At 48.6% G+C, this 16917-nt stretch carries 19 protein-coding genes; 12 read left to right on the top strand and 7 right to left on the bottom strand.

The window, feature by feature from the left end; all coding sequences use genetic code 11:
- The first annotated feature begins 28 nt into the window (after positions 1 to 28).
- The 4 genes from M975_RS09875 to htpX all read left to right on the top strand — a co-directional run bounded on the left by M975_RS09875 (position 29) and on the right by htpX (position 4448).
- A complete protein-coding gene (locus M975_RS09875) occupies positions 29 to 517 on the top strand; it encodes a GAF domain-containing protein (protein WP_064559040.1) in 489 nt (162 codons plus the stop codon).
- A 104-nt stretch (positions 518 to 621) separates the two neighbouring features.
- Positions 622 to 1302, top strand: coding sequence for an RNA chaperone ProQ (gene proQ / locus M975_RS09870; protein WP_064559039.1), 681 nt, complete (start codon positions 622 to 624; stop codon positions 1300 to 1302).
- A 20-nt stretch (positions 1303 to 1322) separates the two neighbouring features.
- Positions 1323 to 3371 carry a carboxy terminal-processing peptidase gene (prc, locus tag M975_RS09865; protein WP_064559038.1) on the top strand — a complete coding sequence of 683 codons (2049 nt, stop codon included), beginning with the start codon at positions 1323 to 1325 and terminating at the stop codon, positions 3369 to 3371.
- Positions 3372 to 3566: 195 nt separating this feature from the next.
- Entirely contained in the window at positions 3567 to 4448 is an 882-nt protein-coding gene (gene htpX, locus M975_RS09860) for a protease HtpX (RefSeq protein ID WP_064559198.1), read from the top strand.
- 45 nt (positions 4449 to 4493) lie between these two features.
- Here htpX and M975_RS09855 read toward each other — a convergent pair whose 3' ends face one another.
- Entirely contained in the window at positions 4494 to 5870 is a 1377-nt protein-coding gene (locus M975_RS09855; RefSeq protein WP_064559037.1) for an MFS transporter, read from the bottom strand.
- 179 nt (positions 5871 to 6049) lie between these two features.
- On the opposite strand from M975_RS09855, the gene kdgR reads away from it, so the two are divergent.
- The gene (gene kdgR / locus M975_RS09850; protein ID WP_034455177.1) at positions 6050 to 6841 is read left to right on the top strand and encodes a DNA-binding transcriptional regulator KdgR; all 792 of its coding nucleotides are present in this window, start codon (positions 6050 to 6052) and stop codon (positions 6839 to 6841) included.
- 49 nt (positions 6842 to 6890) lie between these two features.
- On the opposite strand, the gene M975_RS09845 is transcribed toward kdgR, so the two are convergent.
- A complete protein-coding gene (locus M975_RS09845) occupies positions 6891 to 7133 on the bottom strand; it encodes a YobH family protein (RefSeq protein ID WP_064559036.1) in 243 nt (80 codons plus the stop codon).
- A gap of 157 nt (positions 7134 to 7290) precedes the next feature.
- On the opposite strand from M975_RS09845, the gene mgrB reads away from it, so the two are divergent.
- The 7 genes from mgrB (at position 7291) to rlmA (ending at position 12583) form a co-directional block, all read left to right on the top strand.
- The gene (gene mgrB / locus M975_RS22340; RefSeq protein WP_074388352.1) at positions 7291 to 7434 is read left to right on the top strand and encodes a PhoP/PhoQ regulatory lipoprotein MgrB; all 144 of its coding nucleotides are present in this window, start codon (positions 7291 to 7293) and stop codon (positions 7432 to 7434) included.
- Positions 7435 to 7508: 74 nt separating this feature from the next.
- Positions 7509 to 7796, top strand: coding sequence for a YebO family protein (locus M975_RS09840; protein ID WP_064559035.1), 288 nt, complete (start codon positions 7509 to 7511; stop codon positions 7794 to 7796).
- Positions 7797 to 7823: 27 nt separating this feature from the next.
- The gene (locus M975_RS09835; RefSeq protein WP_064559034.1) at positions 7824 to 8825 is read left to right on the top strand and encodes an MBL fold metallo-hydrolase; all 1002 of its coding nucleotides are present in this window, start codon (positions 7824 to 7826) and stop codon (positions 8823 to 8825) included.
- Positions 8826 to 9358: 533 nt separating this feature from the next.
- Complete coding sequence (locus M975_RS22330) at positions 9359 to 9502, top strand: DUF2627 domain-containing protein (RefSeq protein ID WP_072009398.1); 144 nt, start codon at positions 9359 to 9361, stop codon at positions 9500 to 9502.
- Between the two features lie 13 nt (positions 9503 to 9515).
- On the top strand, positions 9516 to 9725 hold the full coding sequence (cspE, locus tag M975_RS09830) for a transcription antiterminator/RNA stability regulator CspE (RefSeq protein WP_001062678.1): 210 nt from the start codon (positions 9516 to 9518) through the stop codon (positions 9723 to 9725).
- Positions 9726 to 9958: 233 nt separating this feature from the next.
- Entirely contained in the window at positions 9959 to 11704 is a 1746-nt protein-coding gene (ftsI, locus tag M975_RS09825; RefSeq protein ID WP_064559033.1) for a peptidoglycan glycosyltransferase FtsI, read from the top strand.
- Between the two features lie 63 nt (positions 11705 to 11767).
- Positions 11768 to 12583, top strand: a complete 816-nt coding sequence (gene rlmA / locus M975_RS09820) for a 23S rRNA (guanine(745)-N(1))-methyltransferase (protein ID WP_064559032.1) — start codon at positions 11768 to 11770, stop codon at positions 12581 to 12583.
- 4 nt (positions 12584 to 12587) lie between these two features.
- Here the strand turns inward: rlmA and mntP are convergent, their stop codons facing one another.
- The 5 genes from mntP to manX all read right to left on the bottom strand — a co-directional run bounded on the left by mntP (position 12588) and on the right by manX (position 16815).
- Entirely contained in the window at positions 12588 to 13160 is a 573-nt protein-coding gene (gene mntP, locus M975_RS09815) for a manganese efflux pump MntP (RefSeq protein WP_064559031.1), read from the bottom strand.
- Positions 13161 to 13571: 411 nt separating this feature from the next.
- Positions 13572 to 14030 carry a DUF986 family protein gene (locus M975_RS09810; RefSeq protein ID WP_064559030.1) on the bottom strand — a complete coding sequence of 153 codons (459 nt, stop codon included), beginning with the start codon at positions 14028 to 14030 and terminating at the stop codon, positions 13572 to 13574.
- 76 nt (positions 14031 to 14106) lie between these two features.
- Positions 14107 to 14961, bottom strand: coding sequence for a PTS mannose transporter subunit IID (locus M975_RS09805; protein ID WP_064559029.1), 855 nt, complete (start codon positions 14959 to 14961; stop codon positions 14107 to 14109).
- A 12-nt stretch (positions 14962 to 14973) separates the two neighbouring features.
- Complete coding sequence (locus M975_RS09800; RefSeq protein ID WP_064559028.1) at positions 14974 to 15771, bottom strand: PTS mannose/fructose/sorbose transporter subunit IIC; 798 nt, start codon at positions 15769 to 15771, stop codon at positions 14974 to 14976.
- A gap of 75 nt (positions 15772 to 15846) precedes the next feature.
- Entirely contained in the window at positions 15847 to 16815 is a 969-nt protein-coding gene (gene manX / locus M975_RS09795) for a PTS mannose transporter subunit IIAB (RefSeq protein ID WP_064559027.1), read from the bottom strand.
- Positions 16816 to 16917: the final 102 nt, after the last annotated feature.

The following is a 16917-nucleotide window of genomic DNA, read 5'->3' as shown; positions in this document are numbered from 1 at the left end:
GAGTAAGACAACATACTATGGTTAATCAATGAACAAAGAACAATTTTACGCGGATCTGAACCGCGATTTCAGTGCGTTAATGGCAGGTGAAACAAGCTTTTTGGCGACGTTGGCAAATACCAGCGCGTTATTGTTCGAACGTCTTGAAGGCGTTAACTGGGCGGGTTTTTATCTATTAGAAGGTGAAACTCTGGTTCTGGGGCCGTTCCAGGGCAAAATTGCCTGTGTCCGAATTCCGGTAGGAAAAGGTGTTTGCGGTACAGCGGTATCCACCAACAGCATTCAGCGCGTCGAAGATGTGCATGCTTTTGATGGTCACATCGCCTGTGACGCTGCCAGCAACTCCGAAATCGTCCTGCCGATCACGGTTAAGGGTGAGGTAATTGGGGTTCTGGATATTGATAGCACGGAGTTTGGGCGCTTCACACCTGAAGACCAACTCGGCTTATCTCAACTGGTAACGCAGCTCTCGCTGACGCTTGCCGACACGGATTTTAAAAAATTCTTCACTCGTTAGCATGATAAACAACGGATAACGTGGCATTTGCTGATAGCGTCATTATAATGTCGCCTGTTCATGCCTGCGGATTGTTGGCAACTCCGTTGTAATCAGGAAATTTCATGGAAAATCAACCTAAGTTGAATAGTAGCAAAGAAGTCATCGCCTTTTTGGCAGAGCGTTTCCCACAGTGCTTTAGCGCTGAAGGTGAAGCCCGCCCCCTGAAGATTGGTATCTTCCAGGATTTGGTCGCGCGCGTTGAAGGGGAGATGAGCCTCAGCAAAACTCAACTTCGTTCCGCGTTACGTCTTTACACTTCAAGCTGGCGTTACCTGTACGGTATCAAAGTCGGCGCGATCCGTGTTGATCTCGATGGTAACCCATGTGGTGAACTCGATGAGCAGCACGTTGAGCATGCTCGTAAGCAGCTTGAAGAAGCAAAAGCTCGTGTTCAGGCACAGCGTGCAGAACAGCAAGCGAAGAAACGTGAAGCGGCTATTGCTAACGGTGAAACCGTTGCTGATAAGCCACGCCGTGATCGCAAGCCTCGTCCTGCTCCACGTCGCCCGGAAGCAACAGAACGTAAACCACGTGTAGAAAAACCGGCGCCACAAGCTCCGCGTGAAGAAAAACGCACTCCGGTTACGGACATTTCTGCTTTGCAGGTGGGTCAGGCAATCAAAGTCAAAGCGGGTAACAACGCGATGGATGCCACCGTACTGGAAATTACCAAAGATGGCGTCCGTGTACAGCTGACTTCTGGTATGGCAATGATCGTACGCGCAGAACACTTGCAGTTCTGAAACGGAGGCCAGACCCGGGCATGAACAAATTCTTTAAGCGTACGGCGGTCGCGAGTCTGTTGTTTCTTGCAGGTAGCGCACTGGCCGTCGAAAATATCACGCAAGCTTCTCAAATCCCGCAGTTAAAGGAAGAGACACAGCACGCTACAGTGAGTGAGCGTGTGACATCACGCTTCACTCGCTCGCATTACCGTCAGTTTGATCTGGATGAAAATTTTTCCGCGAAAATTTTCGATCGCTATCTGAACCTTCTCGACTATAGCCACAACGTGCTGCTTGCCAGCGACGTTGAGCAGTTTGTGTCGCGGAAAAAACAGATTGGCGATGAATTGCGCACTGGTAAACTGGACGTATTTTACGATCTTTATAATCTGGCACAGAAGCGTCGTTTTGAACGTTATCAATACGCGCTGAAGGTGCTGGAAAAGCCGATGGATTTCACCGGCAAAGATACCTACAACCTGGACCGTAGCAAGTCGCCGTGGCCGGTGAGTGTTGCAGAGCTGAATGCGCTCTGGGACAGCAAAGTTAAGTATGACGAACTGAGTCTGAAACTGACGGGTAAAAGCGATCAGGAAATTCGTGAAACGCTTACCAAGCGCTATCAGTTCGCCATTCGCCGTCTGGCGCAGTCCAACAGCGAAGATGTGTTCTCGCTGGCGATGACCGCCTTTGCTCACGAAATCGATCCGCATACCAATTATTTGTCGCCGCGTAACACGGAACAATTCAATACCGAAATGAGTTTATCTCTGGAAGGTATTGGTGCCGTGCTGCAAATGGACGATGACTATACGGTTATCAACTCGATGGTTGCTGGTGGTCCTGCTGCGAAAAGCAAAACGATTACCGTTGGTGACCGTATTGTGGGCGTAGGTCAAACAGGCAAGCCGATGGTTGATGTGATTGGCTGGCGTCTTGATGATGTCGTTGCGCTGATCAAAGGGCCAAAAGGCAGCAAGGTTCGCCTGGAAATCTTACCAGCAGGTAAGGGGACCAAAACACGTGTCGTGACGTTAACGCGTGAGCGCATTCGTCTTGAAGACCGTGCAGTCAAACTGACTGTGAAAACAGTCGGCAAAGATAAAGTGGGCGTGCTGGATATACCTGGCTTCTATGTTGGCTTGACGGATGACGTCAAAGTTCAGCTGCAAAAAATGGAAAAACAGAACGTGAAGAGCGTGATCATTGATTTGCGTTCTAACGGTGGCGGTGCACTGACCGAAGCTGTATCACTTTCTGGCCTGTTTATTCCAGGTGGGCCGGTTGTTCAGGTACGCGATAACAACGGTAAAGTGCGCGAAGACAGCGATACCGACGGTGTTGTGTACTACAAAGGTCCATTGGTCGTCATGGTTGACCGTTTCAGTGCGTCAGCATCTGAAATTTTCGCCGCGGCGATGCAGGATTATGGGCGTGCACTGATTGTTGGTGAACCGACCTTCGGGAAAGGCACTGTTCAGCAATACCGTTCTTTGAATCGTATCTACGACCAGATGTTGCGCCCGGAATGGCCGGCATTAGGCTCTGTGCAGTACACCATCCAGAAGTTCTACCGCATTAATGGCGGCAGTACTCAGCGTAAAGGTGTAACGCCAGATTTGATGATGCCGACCGGTACTGAAGAGACGGAAACTGGCGAGAAGTTTGAAGATAATGCGCTCCCATGGGATAGCATTAACGCCGCCACTTACGTCAAGTCAGGCGATCTGAGCGTATTTGAGCCGCAACTGCTTAAATTACATCAGGACAGAATTGCAGCCGATCCTGAGTTCCAGTACATCATGAAGGACATTGCGCGTTTCAATGCCCTGAAAGAGAAGCGTAATATTGCATCCCTGAACCTTGCTCAACGTGAGAAAGAGAACCAGGAAGACGATGCTACGCGTCTGGAACGTATTAACGATCGCTACAAGCGAGAAGGTAAAGCGCCGTTGAAAAAACTGGACGACTTACCGAAGGATTATCAAGAACCTGATCCTTATCTCGATGAAACGGTTCATATCGCGCTGGATCTTGCAAAAATGCAGCAAGATAAACCCGCCGAGCAACCCGCTCCTGCTAAGTAACTCCCCCGACAGGCACAAAATTTTGTGCCTGTTTTTTTTTACCTCTATCAAGCCGCGTAAACCTACCTCTTCTTGAATGTAAAGTTATGTATTATTAACCACTTGGCAGTGATGAATGCTTGAAAATGGCAGGCTTGCCCCTACGATGTGGGGTAACGCAGAATGCGTATTTTTAACCGAGGTAAAAAGAAAATTATGATGCGAATCGGGCTTTTCCTGTTGACCAACCTTGCAGTCATGGTCGTTTTCGGGCTCGTGCTAAGCCTGACGGGGATCCAGTCGAGCAGCGTGCAGGGTCTGATGATCATGGCGGTGTTGTTTGGCTTTGGTGGTTCAATCATCTCATTAATGATGTCCAAATGGATGGCATTGCGTTCAGTGGGCGGGGAAGTGATTGAGCAGCCGCGTAACGAAACTGAGCGCTGGCTGATGGACACTGTACGTCAGCAGTCACAGCAGGCGGGTATCGCTATGCCGCAGGTGGCAATTTACCATGCGCCGGATATCAACGCGTTTGCCACTGGCGCACGTCGAAATGCATCGCTTGTTGCGGTTAGCACCGGTCTTCTGCAGAACATGAGCCGTGATGAAGCAGAAGCGGTAATTGCTCACGAAATCAGCCATATTGCGAATGGCGACATGGTTACCATGACGCTGATTCAGGGTGTGGTGAACACCTTCGTTATCTTTATTTCTCGTATTATCGCGCAGGTCGCTTCTGGCTTCTTGTCTGGTAACCGGGATGAGGGTGAGAGCAATAACGGCAACCCGTTTGTCTATTTTGCCATTGCGACAGTGCTGGAGCTGGTGTTTGGTATTCTGGCGAGCATCATCACCATGTGGTTCTCACGTCATCGTGAATTCCACGCTGATGCGGGTTCTGCAAAATTGGTCGGTCGTGAAAAAATGATCGCCGCATTGCAGCGTCTGAAAACCAGCTATGAGCCACAAGAAGCCAGCAGCATGATGGCGTTTTGTATCAACGGCAAGGCGAAGTCTATGAGCGAACTGTTCATGACTCACCCACCTTTGGACAAGCGTATTGAAGCTCTGCGTAACGGTGAATACCTGAAGTAGTCGTAAAACGTAGTAAAAAAGCGTGCCATCGCTGGCACGCTTTTTTTATGCCTGCGAAGACGTGGGTTGTGACATTCTTAAGCTGCTGACAATTGCGGCAACAGTCGCAAAACTGCCCGCCAGTAATAGCGAAGCATGCGTCCCGTGAGTCGTGAAGAGGTTAAACATCAGCGCAACCAGGGCCGCACCGCAACTCTGGCCCAGCAACCTTGCTGTGCCTAACATGCCGCTCGCGCCACCGCTACGGTTGCGCGGCGCTGACGAAATAATGGTGTGGTTGTTTGGCGACTGGAACAGGCCAAAACCGGCCCCGCAAAGCAGCATGCGCCAGATAATATCCACATCTGTCGGGTTGTGCGGCAACAGTGCCAATGCAAATAACCCACACGCCATTACCGCCAGCCCAATTCCACCCAACAGCCCCGCATGAACGCGCTCAATTAAATGGCCAGCGATAGGGGCCATTATCATCGTCGCGATGGGCCACGGCGTCAGCAGCAGGCCCGTTTCGACTTCGCTGCGCCCTAATGTGGATTGCAGGAAGAAGGGGAGTGAAACCATCGCTAACATTTGGGCGGCAAAAGAGCAGACGGATGTGCCCATGGATAACGAGAATACCGGAATACGCAGTAAATCGACGGGTAATAACGGGAAGGGCAGTTTCAACTGGCGGCGAATAAAGAAGAAACCGATGACCAGTAACGCGACCAGTTCGCAGAGAATAAGCCAGCCAGACTGACCCTGAGCAAAGCCACTAATAGCCGAGATCAATAAGCCGAACGTTAATGCGTTCATGATGGCGCTTGGGATATCAAAGCGCTGGCCTTGTGATTTCTGCTGATTGGCGGGCAGAAAACGAATGGCCAACAACAGCGCGACAATGCCAATCGGAACGTTAATTAAAAATAGCCATTTCCACGAAGCAACAGAAAGGATCGCGGCGGCAATGGTTGGCCCTGCGGCTGACGAAACGGCAACAATAAATGAGTTAATTCCCATCCCACGGCCAAGATATTTCTGCGGATAAATAAGCCGGATAAGCGCTGTATTTACGCTCATTAATGCAGCGCCGCCAAAACCCTGTAACACGCGCGCAAACGTCAGCATTGATAACGAATCAGAGAGTGCGCAGAATAGTGATGTCATGCAGAACAGCACCAATCCGCACTGATATACCCGGCGATAGCCGAAAATATCGCCCAGGAATGACATCGACAGTAACGAAATAATTATCGCGATTTGGTAACTGTTAACAATCCAGATGGACTCGGCGGGGCTTGCATTGAGCTCACGGGCAATAGTTGGAAGGGCTACATTTGCGATGACGCCATCGAGAACCGCCATCGTAATTCCCAGCGCGATGGCCAAAATAGCACCATAGCGCTGCGGCAACGGCAGCCCGTCAGAAAGGGTTTTATCCATAAGGGAAATTTGACTTCATGGGTAATTTATTCGAAGAGCAATAATAATAGCACTAAATTTAAGGGATATGTCGCAGATTTGTAACGAAATAGAATAGATTCATTGCGATGACATGGTAGTCAACTTATACTAAAAACCGGTTCTGATTTTTATAAAACAAATGCGATCGAGGTGATTTAATGGCTATCGCAGATCTGGATAAACAACCTGATTCTGTCTCTTCTGTCCTGAAAGTTTTTGGCATTTTACAGGCGCTTGGCGAAGAACGCGAAATTGGTATTACTGAGTTATCGCAACGCGTAATGATGTCAAAAAGCACCGTCTATCGCTTTTTGCAGACTATGAAATCCCTGGGTTATGTTGCTCAGGAAGGCGAATCTGAAAAGTATTCGCTGACGCTGAAGCTGTTTGAACTTGGCGCGCGTGCGTTGCAAAACGTTGATTTGATTCGTAGTGCAGACATCCAGATGCGTGAGCTTTCGCGTCTGACGAAAGAAACGATCCACTTGGGTGCGTTGGATGAAGACAGCATTGTCTATATCCATAAAATTGACTCAATGTACAACCTGCGCATGTACTCGCGCATTGGGCGTCGTAACCCGTTGTATAGCACCGCTATCGGTAAAGTATTGCTGGCATGGCGTGATCGTAATGAAGTCCGTGAAATTCTTGCTGATGTTGAATACAACCGCAGCACTGAACGCACAATTATGAGCACTGACGAATTGTTGGATGTTCTGGATACCGTGCGTGAACAAGGTTATGGCGAAGATAACCAGGAGCAGGAAGAAGGTTTGCGTTGCATCGGCGTACCTGTATTCGACCGCTTTGGTGTCGTTATTGCCGGTTTGAGTATTTCATTCCCGACACTGCGTTTTTCTGAAGATAGACTCCATGAATATGTGGCGATGCTTCACGATGCTGCGCGTACTATTTCTGAACAAATGGGTTATCACGAATACCCATTCTAATGAAATAAAGAACGCCGCTATTTAGCGGCGTTTTTTTATAGTCAATTATCTACATTCCATCGTCGATGACTTTGTCACTTTTACGCAATACAGGGCAATCGCTAAGGCCGATAATCCCGCTATTAGTATGAATAAATTGTGCAGTGGTTACATTACGTGCAGTGAGATATTTGCATTGTAGCCCCATACCAGCCGCATTCTCATGACTCCCAATCAAAACCCCGTACCCGGAGAGGAGTAAACCGATCCACAACAGCGCTATTACAATAATAGTGCGGATCACAATACGCATAGGTACCTCTTATTATTAAGTAATTAGTGTTCTAAGCGTAGCGGATTGCCTTGTAGTATCAATATGATGATTCTTAAATAGTATGCGAACGAGTTATGTGCGGTTTAGGCTGTCTATGCCAGACTTAACATTTACCGGGTAAAAGTTGGAGAAAGTAGTGAGAAAGTACAGATGGCTCATTTTGGTTGCGGTTTTTTGCATCTGTCTATTGCTTTGGACCCAAATGGTCAACGTGATGTGCGATCAGGATGTACAATTTTTCAGCGGCATCTGCACAATTAACAAATTTATTCCCTGGTAGTGTGTTTTTATCCAGATAGTGATTACCTAAAGGCCCGGCAGGTGTAGAATAGCGCGTTTTGCTGAGGTGGTAAGATGAACGAATTAAGTGTTGGCGCGTTAAATATCGTGTCCCTGACAGTTTCCCTGGTGGTGCTGGTCATCGGCCTCGTAATGTGGTTCTTTGTTAACCGTGCAAGTAGCCGCACGAACGACCAGATCGAGCTGCTCGAAGAGTTGCTCGATCAGCAAAAGCGACAAAACGCTCTGTTGCGTCGCTTATGCGAAGCAAACGAACCAGAAGCCGTTAAGGAAGAATCTGTAGAGATTAAGAAAGCAGAAGAGGTAGAGGACGATTTTAGCCGTCTGGTTGCGGAACGTTAATCCTGATTCAACCTTTGGGGAGTGGCCATGCGGTGGAAAAATCCCTGGTTTGACCCCTTAAAATCGCATCATCAAATCGATGGTTTTCGTAATCTGGAACCACACTTACGAAAACCGGGTGATGTAGAACGTTGGCGCAAAGAGCGCAAAGCTCAGGGCCTGCCACATCCACCGGCTGTGGGTTATGCCGCTTTCATCGACCAATGGTGGCAGAAGGCAGAACTCACAGGGCAAGACGACCGTCTGTGGTGGCTGGGCCATGCCGCTGCACTGTTGCGTATTAATGGTCTGTATTTACTGACCGACCCCGTTTTTTCCCGGCGCGCATCACCCTTGTCATTTGCCGGTCCGCAACGTAAAACGCCCACGCCTTTACGCATCAATGAATTGCATCAACTCGATGCGGTTCTGATTTCCCATAATCATTACGACCATCTGGACAGCTCAACTGTTCGTCAGATTGCTCGTCACTTCCCCAATACTCATTTCTTTGTCCCATTGGGCTTAAAGCGCTGGTTTACACGCCGGGGGATCCGGCATGTGACTGAGCTTGACTGGGGGCAAAGTTTTAGCTGGCAGGGTATGATCTTAACCGCTGTGCCCGCGCAACACTGGAGCATGCGTTCGTTCTGGGATCGTAACCGTAGTTTATGGTGTGGATGGATAATCGAAAGCTTGGATCTGAGAATATGGTTTAGCGGTGACACCGGTTATACCGCAGGGCTCGCCGATATTGCTTTGCAAAGAGGTGCACTGGATGTGGCGCTGATCCCCATCGGAGCCTACTCACCGCGTTGGTTTATGAACAGCCATCACATGGATCCGCAACAGGCGGTACAACTTTGGTGTCAGTTGGGGAAACCTCTTACGATTCCCATTCATTGGGGTGTCTTTGAATTAGCCGATGAATCGTTGGATATGCCACCGCAAGAGTTGCTTGCTGCACTAAATGAAGCAGGGGAGAGTGATGCTCTCTTTTCACCGCTGCGCATTGGTCAAAGTTTGCCCTTATTTAAAATTACCCCCTGAAAGAGTACCCAATAAAGTTAACGCATTATTCCGGGATCGCTTTTAGTTACTTTATTACATTTCAAATATAGCGAAACGTTTTTATTGCCTCTTTATGAAGCAATCTGTCATCTGGCTTTCATTATTTTGGTGCAATATAAACAGTTAATTGCTCAAGCTTTATTCACCCTCTGATTTCCTGTATTTCAATTGCCTGTTTTACTCGAATGTTAGCAGCAATACATTGTTCATTTTTTGAATAGCTATGCTAAAAAAATCATAAGCATAATGTCTGATATGTCGACTTTTTCACACTTCGCCTGGACGAAAAGATATCTTTGGGCTATGGTAAAAACGTTGTCTGCGGTCGTCAGATGAATGCACGGAATCATGTTTGTTCGTTGTTAATCTATGCACATTTTGTGCATTTCATTTTCATGAACAATAGTGATTTCTGAATTTGTGCGGCAGATCGATACACACCGAAAAATGGCTTGCCATTGATTGCGTTGTATGTGATAACACGTTGGGTTAAACGAGGTACAGTTCTGTTTATGTGTGGCATTTTCAGTAAAGAAGTCCTGAGTAAACACGTTGTCGTTGAATACCGCTTCTCTGCCGAGCCTTATATTAGTGCCTCATGCAGTAATGTCTCTGTTTTAGCTAAGTTATGCCTGCGGGCGAAGAAAACAATCTAAGGAATTTTGCAAAATGGCAAAGATTAAAGGTCAAGTTAAGTGGTTCAACGAGTCTAAAGGTTTTGGCTTCATTACTCCTGCTGACGGCAGCAAAGATGTGTTCGTACACTTCTCTGCAATCCAGGGTAACGGCTTCAAAACTCTGGCTGAAGGCCAGAACGTTGAGTTCGAAATCCAGGACGGCCAGAAAGGCCCTGCAGCAGTTAACGTAACTGCTATCTAATTCCGTTGAATTAGACCTGGCGCGAATAACGCCAAATTCTGATGAAAGCCCCGCTCTTGTAGCGGGGCTTTTTCATGTCTGAAACCTAAGCATTATCTTTCTAAATGTTTCTGGAAACCTCTTGCAGTTATGTCTTGTAGCAAAGCAGCGCATCTTGTAGCACTGTTCCTGTCTGGTTAATTCCACCATTATGTTTAAATTTTCAATCGCTTAGTCGTTATTGAGGATTGGATGTGAGAAAAATCGCCCCTGGAATCGTGGGTAACTTTATTCAGTGGCGTTTTGCTCTGCTTTGCATCGCTATTTTCATGTGTCTGGTGTTTTTGCTGGGGCGTGTTGCGTGGCTGCAAATCATCTCACCTGACAATCTGGTGAAGCAGGAGGACATGCGGTCTCTACGTGAAGAACCGATTGTCGTACCACGCGGTATGATTGAAGACCGTAATGGCCGGCCACTGGCCGTAAGCGTACCGGTAAAGGCTGTTTGGGCTGATCCGAAAACGGTTATGGAAAAAGGTGGGGTACAAGTCAGTAGCCGCTGGCAGGCACTTGCAACAACATTACATATACCACTCAATGATATCGCCGCTCACATCAGACGTAACCCTAGCGACCGATTTATCTACCTTGCACGCCAACTGGATCCTCAGCAAGCGCAATACGTCGAAAACTTAAAGCTCCCGGGCATATCTTTGCGTGACGAATCTCGGCGTTTTTACCCGGCCGGGCACGTTGCGGCGAATTTGCTTGGTTTCACCAATATTGACGATCAGGGAATCGAAGGTATTGAAAAGAGCTTTAACCGCCAGCTGACAGGCAAAACTGGCGAAAGGCTGGTACGCAAAGACCGCCACGGTCAGGTCATCGAAAATATTACCGAGAACCCGGCGAATCCTGCGCACAACATCCAGTTAAGCATTGATGAGCGGCTGCAAACGGTGACAGAAGATGCCCTGAGTAATGCGGTGTCATGGAATAAAGCTGAGTCGGCCGCAGCAGTCATTCTGGATGTGAATACCGGCGAAGTCCTGGCGATGGCGAGTTGCCCGACGTTTAACCCCAATAATCGTGATGGTGCCACGTTGAACGATTTCCGTAATCGCGCAATAAGTGACACTTTTGAGCCGGGTTCAACTGTAAAACCCATGGTGGTGATGACCGCATTACAACAGGGTATTGTTCAACCCGACAGTGTGGTAGATACCCATCCGTATACCATCGATGGCCATCGCATACGCGACGTAGGCTATTACCCGCAATTAACGCTGACGGGTATTTTGCAAAAGTCGAGCGACACAGGTGTTTCACGTTTGTCACTCGCCATGCCGATTCAAAAACTGCTGGATACCTATAAGAACTTTGGTTTCGGCGACCCAACAGGGCTGGGGCTGACAGGTGAAAGCAGCGGGCTGATGCCGCACCGCAAATTCTGGGGAGAGCTGGATCGCGCCACGTTTTCCTTTGGTTATGGCTTGATGGTGACGCCTCTGCAACTCGCTCATGTCTATGCCACCATCGGCAGCTTCGGGATTTCCAGACCGCTTTCGATAACCCGCGTGGATCCACCCGTTGTCGGCCAACGCGTCATGTCAGAAGTCATTGCTCATCAAGTTGAACATATGATGGAAAGTGTGGCATTGCCTGGCGGCGGGGGTATAAAAGCGGCTGTTCGCGGGTATCGTGTCGCGGTGAAAACCGGTACGGCCAAAAAGATTGGTGACGACGGAAAATATATCGATAAATACATTGCCTATACCGCAGGCGTTGCTCCCGCTAGTAATCCGCGCTTTGCGCTGGTGGTGGTGATTAATGACCCTGAAAATGGCGCCTACTATGGCGGGGCAGTTTCGGCCCCGGTATTTAGCCAGATTATGAGCGACGTTTTGCGCCTGGAAAATATCGAACCTGATGGTTTACCGCCAGGGGATGCCAATTTGACGGTGTTAAATAAGCCAGCTCTCGATAACCCGGCAGGTTAGTGGCTTTTCGAAGACGGGTATTTAGCGGTACACTTGCGGCCTTTATGTTTGCCCGGAGTCCCCATGTCCTATCTTTGTCCGCTTTGTCATACGCCGCTTGCCCCGCAAGGGAAGAGTTTTGTCTGCCCACAAGGCCACCAGTTTGATAAGGCAAAAGAGGGATATGTGAATTTGCTGCCCGTTCAGCATAAACGTTCCAAAGATCCGGGCGACAGCAGCGAGATGATGCAGGCGCGCAGGGCATTCCTTGATGCTGGCCATTATCAGCCATTACGCGATACTATTTGCCAGATATTAGCGCAGGCTGCTCCGGCCACGCTATTGGATATTGGCTGTGGGGAAGGGTACTACACCGCAGGTTTTGAGCAGGTTGTCGCCCAGCAAAACGGCACGACCTGGGGGTTAGATGTGGCGAAAGTGGCCATTCGCTATGCGGCGAAACGCTATCCGCAGGTGCAGTTTTGTGTCGCTTCCAGCCACCGTTTACCGTTTGACGATAACAGCATGGATGCAGTGGTACGTATTTTTGCACCATGTAAAGCTGAGGAGTTAGCGCGAGTCGTAAAACCTGGCGGCATCGTGATTACCGCCACACCTGGGCCACGCCATTTGATGCAGCTGAAAGGCTTAATCTATGACAACATTGTGTTGCACAGTACCGAGTCCGAATTATTGCCGGGTTTTGTTGCTGAACAAACTCAGCAAATTGGCTGGCCGATGGTGTTACAAGGAAATGAAGTGGTTGCGTTGCTGCAGATGACGCCGTTTGCCTGGCGTGCTCGCCCTGAAGTCTGGCAAGCCCTGGCGGCTGAAACGGCATTCAATTGTGAAACTGATTTTGTGGTTCGAGTCTGGCGACGCGAAACCGAAGTTTTGTGAGTTCTTAGCTTAACGCACTGAAATGGCTGTAAAGAATCTGGCAGCCAATCCCAATTAACACCACGCCGCCGAGGATTTCGGCGCGCTTACCCAGCAGCGGGCCAATAAACCGGCCCAGCATCATACCCAGCGTTGACATGATCATCGTCGCGCAACCAATCGCCAGCGCGGTTTCGATAATATTAACTTGCAGGAAGGCAAGACCAACACCCACGGCCATAGCATCAAGGCTTGTGGCGATCGCGGTGGTCACTAATAACCAGAAACCATGGCGCTGTAATTTCGGTGCTTCTTCACCATCGTCGCCACGAATCCCTTCATAAACCATGCGGATACCGAGGAACACCAACAGAACAAATGCCACCCAATGGTTCCAGTCGAGAACGACCTGACTTGCCAAAAGCCCAAGGCACCAGCCAATCAGTGGGGTGAGTGTTTCGACAACGCCAAAGATAAGTCCGGTACGTAACGCTTCGGAAAACTTAGGTTTATGGAGAGAGGCACCTTTCCCGATTGATGCAGCAAAAGCATCCATCGACATGCCAAAAGCGAGAATAATAGTAGCGGAGAGATTCATTACAACACCTCAGTTGGGAATATCCATATACACGTCAACCATCCCCAACTAAACGATGGTCACGTGCCTATGGTCTCGCCTACTCAGTGTTTGAGTCGTACATGCCACGTTTTTTCCTTGAGTTAACAAGTCTTGATTACATCAAGTAACGAGTATGTTGACATGTACATTTTCGCAAGCGCGAAAATCGGCTACTCCCCAACGACGGGCGCAACCTTAACATATTCTTTAAAGATAAAACAATAATTGAAAGCTATTATTCCGGAACATTAAATGATAACGATTTTCATTTACTTTGACAGGTAAACAAACCGTTAAAATAAGAGCACACTAATTGTGCGAAATAGCCATGGCTATATTTTATCCATTGTACAAAAAATATAAGAATATAGACTTTGCTATGTTTGTAACTTATTGAGTTGTAACCATTAGCTTATAAATTTTTTCCAGGTCATCAATATTTTTCACCCGGATAAGCAAACGGCGTTGTTCTAATTGCATTACCAGAACACCATCTTCAGATAAATTCATTTCTTTAATTCTGGAATATAAAACCCACACGTTTGCGAAGAAAAAACCATCAGTTTTAAACAGTAATTTGGGTTGTCTAATCCAGGCAATATAAATAGCGATGAGCGCCAGCGCAGATAATAACCAAGTGGTAACCGGTGCGCCGCCTGCGGTAACGTTGTTGTAGATGAGGATGGTCACTAACCCGAAGAAAATGGTTCCATCGATGCGGTTGCGGCGCAGAAGGGGGACTTTTAACAGGGTTTTGCCTTTGAGCTTATCCATGATGAACTCATCATAAATCGCCCAGGCAAGTAACAGCACAATAAATACCAGTAAAACCACATCTGTTAACGTCATAACACCTCCATGCATTGTTACGGGGATAGAAAATAAAAAACCGGGGGCAGGCCCCCGGTTGAATTTACACAGTCAATTACAGACCCAGCAGGCCGATAGCATAACCGACAATACCGATAACGAAGAAGCCCATGATGATCCACAGCGCGTTGACTTTCTTACGCAGCAGCCACATACAAGCAAACGTTAACAGCAGCGGCACGAGGCCTGGCATCAGCTGATCAAGGATAGTCTGAACGGTGGTTATTTTAACCGCGCCGGTCTGATCGGTTATCTTCGATACGACCAGCGGTATATTAACGTGCGTCCACTTGTTAACCAGCGCCCCCATGACAAACAGGCCGAGAATTGACGCCCCCTCGGTCAGTTTTTGCAGGAAGCCGCCGCCCATATCCTTAACGATATCGATACCTTTACGGTAGCCGTAAGCCACGCCGTAGTAACGGGTGAGCAAACGCACGGCGTTAAACAGGATGAAGAACAACAGTGGTCCAAGCAGGCTACCGCTCATCGCGATACCGGCACCCAAAGCGGCGAATACTGGGCGTACTGTACCCCAGAAGATTGGGTCACCCACACCGGCTAGCGGCCCCATCAAACCAACTTTGATACCGTTAATGGCACCATCGTCGATTTCTGCACCGTTTGCACGTTGCTCTTCCATCGCCAGTGTTACACCTAATACAGGTGCAGCCACATAGGGATGGGTGTTAAAGAATTCCAGGTGACGCTTAATCGCTTGTTTGCGCGCATCGTTATTCTCAGGATACAGGCGTTTAATCGCCGGGATCATGGAGAAGCAGAAGCCCAGCGCCTGCATACGTTCGAAGTTCCAGGACCCCTGGAAGAGGTTTGAACGCAAGAACACGCTACGAATATCGCCCGGAGTGAGCTTCTTCTCGGTAGTTACTGTTTTAGTGGTATCAACCATTTCGCTCACCTATTAATCTAATTCGTTATCGAGATCGTTAGAACCAGCAACCTGCGCCGGGGCCGCAGAACGGTTGTATTTCGGGCTAAGCTGGATGTACAGGATTGCCATCACTGCGCCAATCACACCCAGAGCAACCAGGTTGAAGTTGGTGAACGCTGCGGTGACGAAGCCGAGATAGAAGAACGGCATCAGGTAGCCTGCGCGCATCATGTTGATGACCATCGCATAACCCACAACAACAATCATGCCACCGGCGATGTTCAGACCGCTGGTTACCACTTCAGGAATGGCATTCAGCATGTTCTGCACTTCGCTGGTACCGACAGAAACAGCGACGATAACGGCAGGAATTGCGATACGCATTGCTTGCAAGAACAGGGAGGAAACGTGAATCCAGGAGAGTGCCGACAAGTTGCCGTTTTCGGCGGCCTTATCTGCTGCGTGCTGGAAGCCCACGGTAATAGTACGAACGATAATGGTCAGAACCTGGCCTGCAGCTGCCAGAGGAATGGCCAGCGCGATACCCGAACCAATGCCCTGATGCCCGGCTATAACCAGAATGGTTGAGATGATGGAGGCAAGAGCCGCATCCGGGGCAACCGCTGCACCGATGTTCATCCAACCCAGCGCGATCATTTCAAGCGTACCACCGATAATAATACCGGTTTTCATATCACCCAATACCAGACCAATTAAGGTACAGGCGACCAACGGACGGTGGAACTGAAATTCATCGAGCACTGACTCCATACCGGCAATACAGGCTACGACAAACACCAGCACAATCTGAAGAGTGGTAATCTCCATTGTACTTCTCCTTAAACGTGTGACTTATGTGTGAAAACTGAGCAAAACGTTGAATTAAGCAAATCACATCGGTAATTAGCTTTTCACCTTCGCGATCAGATCCATCATTTTCAGTTTTTGATCGGTTGAAACTTTACGTGCTTCGAGCTCAATGCCGCGCGCGTTCAGTTTCTTAAAGGCTTCGATATCTTTTTCATCGACAGAAATCGCATTGTTCACCTGGGTTTTCCCCTGACGGAACGCCATACCACCGATATTGACTGACTTAATATTCACACCACCTTCTACGACGCGTTCAACGTCGGTTGGGTTGGTGAACAACAGCATCACACGGTCGCCTGCATATTTCGGGTTATTCCACACGCGGATCATTTTAGCGACATCAACCACGTGGGCAGTTACACCAGGAGGCGCAACTTGCGTCAACAGTGTTTTACGCACGGTGTCGGCAGCCACTTCATCACTGACAACAATGATACGCGTTACGTTGGTTTCTTTGGTCCAGCGGGTAGCGACCTGGCCATGAATCAAACGGTCATCAATTCGTGCCAAACCAATGTTCATGTAGTCGTTCGGACCCATTGGTTTAAGAGGTGCTGCAGCTTTCGGAGCAGCCACTGCGGCTACAGGTGCAGCTTTCTCAACAGGTTTTGCTTTCAGGGCCTTAACCCCTTCACGGCCTGTTTCTACTGCCAGCGCCACTAATTCATCAAACGAAGGGTTATCATCACGCGCCATTAAGGTTTCAACCAGCATCGGAATATTGACCCCGGCTACGACCTCGTAATGCTCTTTATCGACGACAATACGGCTTGCCGCATTGAACGGGCTACCGCCCCAGGTATCGACGAGAAACAGCACACCTTTGTCGGTGTTCAGGTTTGCCAGTTGAGCGTTGTACTTCTCGATTAAAGTTTCGGCATTTTCGCCGGGAACAAAATCTATCCAGCCAACGTTTTCTTGTTCGCCCAATAGCATTTCAGCGGTTTTCAGCAATTGTTCTGCTGCCCAGCCATGCGTGCCTATGACAATAGCAATAGTCACTTGCTACCTCCTGTGTTGGTATAGCCACACCCTTAATGGGTGTTTTGTAGATTATCCGTATCAAAAGCGAATCGATTCAGATAACGGTATGAGTAAAGATGT

The sequence above is a fragment of the Buttiauxella brennerae ATCC 51605 genome (genome assembly GCF_001654925.1).
Lineage (GTDB): Bacteria > Pseudomonadota > Gammaproteobacteria > Enterobacterales > Enterobacteriaceae > Buttiauxella > Buttiauxella brennerae.
The sequence above is the reverse complement of the archived record's forward strand: the minus strand, read 5'-3'. Positions and strand labels throughout refer to the sequence as shown.

Coding starts and splice junctions, on each gene's coding strand:
- M975_RS09875 (WP_064559040.1), top strand. CDS start 29: ATGAACAAAGAACAATTTTACGCGGATCTGAACCGCGATTTCAGTGCG.
- proQ (WP_064559039.1), top strand. CDS start 622: ATGGAAAATCAACCTAAGTTGAATAGTAGCAAAGAAGTCATCGCCTTT.
- prc (WP_064559038.1), top strand. CDS start 1,323: ATGAACAAATTCTTTAAGCGTACGGCGGTCGCGAGTCTGTTGTTTCTT.
- htpX (WP_064559198.1), top strand. CDS start 3,567: ATGATGCGAATCGGGCTTTTCCTGTTGACCAACCTTGCAGTCATGGTC.
- M975_RS09855 (WP_064559037.1), bottom strand. CDS start 5,870: ATGGATAAAACCCTTTCTGACGGGCTGCCGTTGCCGCAGCGCTATGGT.
- kdgR (WP_034455177.1), top strand. CDS start 6,050: ATGGCTATCGCAGATCTGGATAAACAACCTGATTCTGTCTCTTCTGTC.
- M975_RS09845 (WP_064559036.1), bottom strand. CDS start 7,133: ATGCGTATTGTGATCCGCACTATTATTGTAATAGCGCTGTTGTGGATC.
- M975_RS09840 (WP_064559035.1), top strand. CDS start 7,509: ATGAACGAATTAAGTGTTGGCGCGTTAAATATCGTGTCCCTGACAGTT.
- M975_RS09835 (WP_064559034.1), top strand. CDS start 7,824: ATGCGGTGGAAAAATCCCTGGTTTGACCCCTTAAAATCGCATCATCAA.
- M975_RS22330 (WP_072009398.1), top strand. CDS start 9,359: ATGTGTGGCATTTTCAGTAAAGAAGTCCTGAGTAAACACGTTGTCGTT.
- cspE (WP_001062678.1), top strand. CDS start 9,516: ATGGCAAAGATTAAAGGTCAAGTTAAGTGGTTCAACGAGTCTAAAGGT.
- rlmA (WP_064559032.1), top strand. CDS start 11,768: ATGTCCTATCTTTGTCCGCTTTGTCATACGCCGCTTGCCCCGCAAGGG.
- mntP (WP_064559031.1), bottom strand. CDS start 13,160: ATGAATCTCTCCGCTACTATTATTCTCGCTTTTGGCATGTCGATGGAT.
- M975_RS09810 (WP_064559030.1), bottom strand. CDS start 14,030: ATGACGTTAACAGATGTGGTTTTACTGGTATTTATTGTGCTGTTACTT.
- M975_RS09805 (WP_064559029.1), bottom strand. CDS start 14,961: ATGGTTGATACCACTAAAACAGTAACTACCGAGAAGAAGCTCACTCCG.
- M975_RS09800 (WP_064559028.1), bottom strand. CDS start 15,771: ATGGAGATTACCACTCTTCAGATTGTGCTGGTGTTTGTCGTAGCCTGT.